At 58.9% G+C, this 4,719-nt stretch carries 5 protein-coding genes; all 5 read right to left on the reverse strand.

The window, feature by feature from the left end; genetic code table 11:
- Window positions 1-313, reverse strand: a 313-nt coding sequence (locus C6P64_RS17750; RefSeq protein ID WP_146115987.1) for a DUF4231 domain-containing protein, incomplete at its 3' end; no start/stop codon positions are given.
- A gap of 12 nt (window positions 314-325) precedes the next feature.
- Complete coding sequence (locus tag C6P64_RS17755) at window positions 326-832, reverse strand: TIR domain-containing protein (RefSeq protein ID WP_211296893.1); 507 nt, start codon at window positions 830-832, stop codon at window positions 326-328.
- Between the two features lie 389 nt (window positions 833-1,221).
- A complete protein-coding gene (locus tag C6P64_RS17760) occupies window positions 1,222-1,704 on the reverse strand; it encodes a hypothetical protein (protein ID WP_094478839.1) in 483 nt (160 codons plus the stop codon).
- On the reverse strand, window positions 1,701-3,629 hold the full coding sequence (locus C6P64_RS17765; RefSeq protein WP_094478837.1) for a hypothetical protein: 1,929 nt from the start codon (window positions 3,627-3,629) through the stop codon (window positions 1,701-1,703). Before C6P64_RS17765 ends, C6P64_RS17760 begins: the two co-directional genes overlap by 4 nt.
- Window positions 3,626-4,645, reverse strand: a complete 1,020-nt coding sequence (locus C6P64_RS17770) for a site-specific integrase (RefSeq protein WP_170073147.1) — start codon at window positions 4,643-4,645, stop codon at window positions 3,626-3,628. Before C6P64_RS17770 ends, C6P64_RS17765 begins: the two co-directional genes overlap by 4 nt.
- Window positions 4,646-4,719 lie beyond the last annotated feature (74 nt).

Here is a 4,719-nt window from a genome sequence, read left to right on the forward strand (position 1 = left end):
GACACCTTGAAATCACTCCTCTGCAGACATAGCGCCAGGTAATGGTTTTGATGGACTCGGCAACCGCCCGGCCTGCGTACCAGAATCGATCTGGGCGCATAGCAAACAGGTAAATCGAGCAACCCAGCGCTCCCAGCAGGGCGAGAAGTTGGGCTGCTGCGACCGACCAATGTGGGATGCTGACAATCGAGAGGATCGCTGCAACCACGAGCGTGACGAGATGGACCCGGAGCGCACCAAAGAACTGCTGCTGCGACTTCAAGGATAGATCATCGGCGGATCGATACAAGGCGGGGAAGTCTTGTTCCTGCATGTGGGTTTGCCCTTACTTAAAGCCCAATTGCTTGTAGACCTTGTCCTTGTAGTGATAGTCATCGTTCTCGTGCATCTGGTAGTTCTCCAGCGCATACGCCACGATTTTGGGAGAGAACGGCACAAAGATCGCGCCGATATTTCGGATGATTGGCGGGCATGTGGCGTCCACGACCCGACGCGACCCATCGAGATTAATTCCGATGATCCGGCAGCCCTTTTCCCTCGCTACCTCCATCTCCCAACGTACGTACTTGTGCTTAGAGCGGGTGTCCTGTCCGATGAGAACTGCAAACGTACCTGCCATGTCGATGCGCTCGCGGCACTTGCGCCTGATATACGCCTCGTCTTCGGAGTTGATTTCCTTACCAAGCTGGCAATTGGCGAAGTTGAAGTCGATGTGCTCGTTCTCTTTCCACGCGAGCATCAAGCGGTAGTAGTGAATGTCGGTGCTGCTGAAGCCGACGAAAGTCCTAGAAAGCCCCATCCTGTCACCCCTGAAAGGTTGTTTCAAACTCACGGCATGGTAGAGCTTAAACGGATTTAAGCTCGAGCCATCCCACAGATGTCCGCCTAGTCTGAACTCACCGTTTCCGGCAACACTCTGCGAGGTGCATTGAATGACCGACTTGGAATGGATCGCTGCCGACCGTTGAGTATGGAGCGATGGGCCGCTCTCAGCCTGATGCACTTCTTGGGGAAAAATAGGTCAAGGACTGCACTTGGCCGATAGGAACACCAACACAGTTGCGCTGGCGCTAGCTTTCTTCGGCTACATCAGCGCTCATTGCTGTTGCCACTGCGCGATTAGGTGGTGGATTGGCGACGCGAATCAGTGGAGGTTTTGTTGTGCGAACGCATTGTGGATTTGCTGCAAAAACTCAACCCAGGCAGGTCGGCTCCGACCTGTCAATCTGCCGTTCCGTCTGACATCTTGACGACGCGCAAGGGCAGATGCGTTACTGGACGCTCGGCGTTGGCTGCTGAAAGGCTGTGTACCGCGTCGCCCACCGCCTTGTAGTCTCGCCAGAACCGCTCAAGTGCAGGCCCGCCTCCGGCCATTTGAACCGCGCGGATGAGGCCGGCGTGGGCTGCCACCATATGCGTGAGCTGGGCTTCCAGCCGCTTGATGTCCTGCCGGTAGCCTGCGGCCTGGTCTTGCAGACTGCCGGCGCCCCCACCTCCTGCGACGATTTTGCGTACTCCTTGCTGCTGTGCCTGGGCCGCAGCGATGAGCGCGCTTCTAGCCTCATTGCGCGTGAACGCTGAAGGGTTCTTCAACGTGCTGTGGCGCCGTGCCACCTCCCGCGCCGTGATGTCGATGTTGTCGGTGAGTAGCGTGTTGAGGATGTCGGCCAGCTCCTCGTTCTTGGGGTCTAAGAGCAGCCTCATTTGAAGATGTCCTCTTTCAGGGTGGAATGGTCGATGCCGTCTGCGAAGACGGATTGGTTCGGTTGGGCGTGAAGCGCAGCCGACACACCAGCAATCAGCCGCTCGGCATGGGCAATCTGGTTCTTGCGCCCCACGGTGGTGGCCGGCTTGCAACGAGCCGCGTCCCGCATCGCCACGAGCTTCGAGCGAAGGTCTTCAAGAGTCACCCGGTGCTCAGCGACCCCGCTGGCCGTAAAGTGCTTGCACTGGTCGAAGCACTTGAGGTGTCGAGTGCAGGGATTGACAGAGAAGCTGTTGGTGCAGAAACCGTACGGCGTGACGTGGAAGCCATCTGCGTTGGCCGCCAAGTAGATGAAGGCTGCTTCATCACCGCTCTCGTGCTGGATGCGCTTAAACGATTGCCCCAAATGGCTTTGCAGCGCCATACCACTGACGACCATCTTGCCCACCAATTCCTTGGCGCTTCCTGCGGGAAGGACCTTGGACGCTGCAGGCGGCAGTTTGACGAAGCTCAACTTCTCTGCGAGGTTGCGATGGTCATACTCGTAGCTCTGAGCGACGGTCCGTCGACCGAACTGGTGCGTAATGATGGTGTCAGGCACATTCTTACGGAACATCTCTGTGTTCATGAGATGCCGAAGACTGTGCGGCTTGATTGACATCAACTTCGACTCAGGCGACCGTCCGTACACACTGAACATCGACCGGCCTGCATGACGTCCTAGCGCGATGAGCATTCCCGGGTACAGCATCGGCTTGATTTCTGTGTCCTCTTGAAGGGGAAGCTGGAGCGGGTAAGTTCGTCCTGCCGTACTCCGCCCCAGGCTCAGAAATAGGCGGTCGCTGGTCCAAACTGGCCGCCCGGAGGAGGTACGAAAAATCCGGCAATCCGAGTCAGGAAATCGGCTGGGGTTCTGCTGTTGCAGGCGCAGCAGCTCTCGGACGGGGCCGACAATCTCTACCATCTCAGTGACCGTTGAGACCACAACATCTTCGAACATCGCGGGCACATGCTGGTGTGCCTCAACAAGCAGATTTGGGGCGCCGTCGATGTGCTTCTCGGCGTAATAGTGCAGTCGCAAGGAGCGTGAGACGCCGCCCACCGTTCCGGCCGGGCGGCCGGTGACTATGTCGAGGTGTTCATCCCAAACCAAGCAGTCGGCGGGTATCGTCAGCACCTCCTCGATTCGCAGTCCCGTGAACAGAGCCAGTTTCACGACACCGAAGCGAACTGCGTCCATGTAGGTCTGGGGCGTCTCCTGGAAGACGATTCGCGTCAGTTCAAGTAGCGCGGAAAGGTCCGGTAGCTTCTCGGCGTGCTGGCGTTCCTGCAGCGAGCCGAGCAACGCTGACGACTCCTTCCTTTTTAGTTCCGGGCGGACTGGGCAATGAACGGAGATGAGGTTCTCGTCGATGTACCTCGCGACCGTTGAGAAGTCGCGCGCCGGCTTGTCGGACCAGGCCTTAAGGCCCAAGACGGCGTCAAAGTTTTCACGTGAAAGCTCCCACGGCGGGCATCGAACCAGAGAGAAGAGGCGACGAGCAGCTCTGGCTATTTGTTGTGTGTCGCCGGTCGAGCGGCCGCTGCTGCAGTGCTCGACGATTAGGGCTTTGATGAAGTCCTGCACGTCTTCACCGAGCACCGCGCCTTCCGGCAATTGGCTGGGGTGCCATCCAGTTGAGGCCGCCATCGCGGTCAGGTCGCGCGACACCGCAAAGCCACAACTTCCAGGGACGTGGAGGTCATGGCTTTTGTTCAACTTGCGTAAGTCCCAGTCCGTGTTAGACGTGGCGGCGCCGTTGCTGTCGAGTTCGATGTGCCAGTCAAGTCCGTGCGATGAAGCGACACGACGCATCCGGTCGATGAAGCTCAGATAGGCCTGCGGCGGTGGCGTCAGTTGAGGCGAGAGGATGTGGATGGTCATCCGTGGTTCTTGGGTCGGTCATCAATCAGGGTTAACGCCTGCTGCGCCCCCGCCAGCGCGCGCGTGAGTTGCCGGTAGGCCGGCGTCTCATCGGAGATTCCCTGCTTTAGGTACAGGCGGACTTGGTCGCGCATCCCTTCGATAGCTTCGACGTGGGACTCCCGGTCTAGGGATGGCATGAACTTCGGACAGCCATAGCAAGACGTCACCGGGTTGTAGGCGCAGCTGCTCTGACCCGCTTTGCACAGTCCCACGCCAGCAACCAGCCGATACCCCACCACAGCGCCAATCTGCTGGTCCTCAGGAGCCAGCTGTATCTCGTCGGCTGAGACGAAACTGCCGGTCGATATGTCCAAGAGGCTGTTGTAGAGTTTCGACGCACCGAGCGCCGTGTTGATGAGCTCGGCTTGCTTGAAGCTTGCCCGGATGTAGTGCGACGCGGCCTCTGCGCTCTTGTGGCCGAGGAACGCTTGGATGCTAGCCCTATCATGCCCCGCATCGGCGAGCGTTTGCGCCCCGGTGTGACGGAGCGAGCGCGCCGTGCTGTCCAGTTGCACGGAGAACCGCTTACAGAGAACCACTGCCCTGTCCCAGAAGGTAATTGGTCCGGTTGCGTTGAATAGCCGCTGCCGCCCGTGAGCGAGCGCCGTCGCGTGCAGCCTCGCGACGAGCGGAACCCACTCCGGTTTGACTTGGCGTAGCAACTCGAATTCGTTGCCTGGTGTTTGCTTTGCAGCATGGAACGAGAGCACGCAAGCAAGGTCGTCGCTTGCATCACGGAAGAAGCGGACATGCGTCACGTCGAGGCACAGCGCCTGAACTGGTCGCATACCGTGTTGGTAGGTGATAAGCAGTGCGACAGCGCCCTCCACCTGTCTGTCGGTCAAGTCGTCCTCGCTCGCCGCCGCATCCAGAACTCGAACAATAGCTGCCTGGGCGTCAACGGAAGCCACACGCTCTCTCTTGCCGATGCTTCGCTTGTTCTGCCGTAAGCCTTCCTTCACGAAGGTGTCCAAGCTCTTCACGAGAGGCATGTGAACTGCTCGCCAGTGGCCGGCGCCAGCCTTGCAAGCTAGGGCGTGTCATCAAT

Source organism: Malikia granosa (assembly GCF_002980595.1).
GTDB lineage: Bacteria > Pseudomonadota > Gammaproteobacteria > Burkholderiales > Burkholderiaceae_C > Malikia > Malikia granosa.

Bases quoted from the DNA above. Each gene is read 5' to 3' on its own strand.
- C6P64_RS17760 (WP_094478839.1), bottom strand. From the start codon at position 1,704: ATGAGGCTGCTCTTAGACCCCAAGAACGAGGAGCTGGCCGACATCCTC.
- C6P64_RS17765 (WP_094478837.1), bottom strand. From the start codon at position 3,629: ATGACCATCCACATCCTCTCGCCTCAACTGACGCCACCGCCGCAGGCC.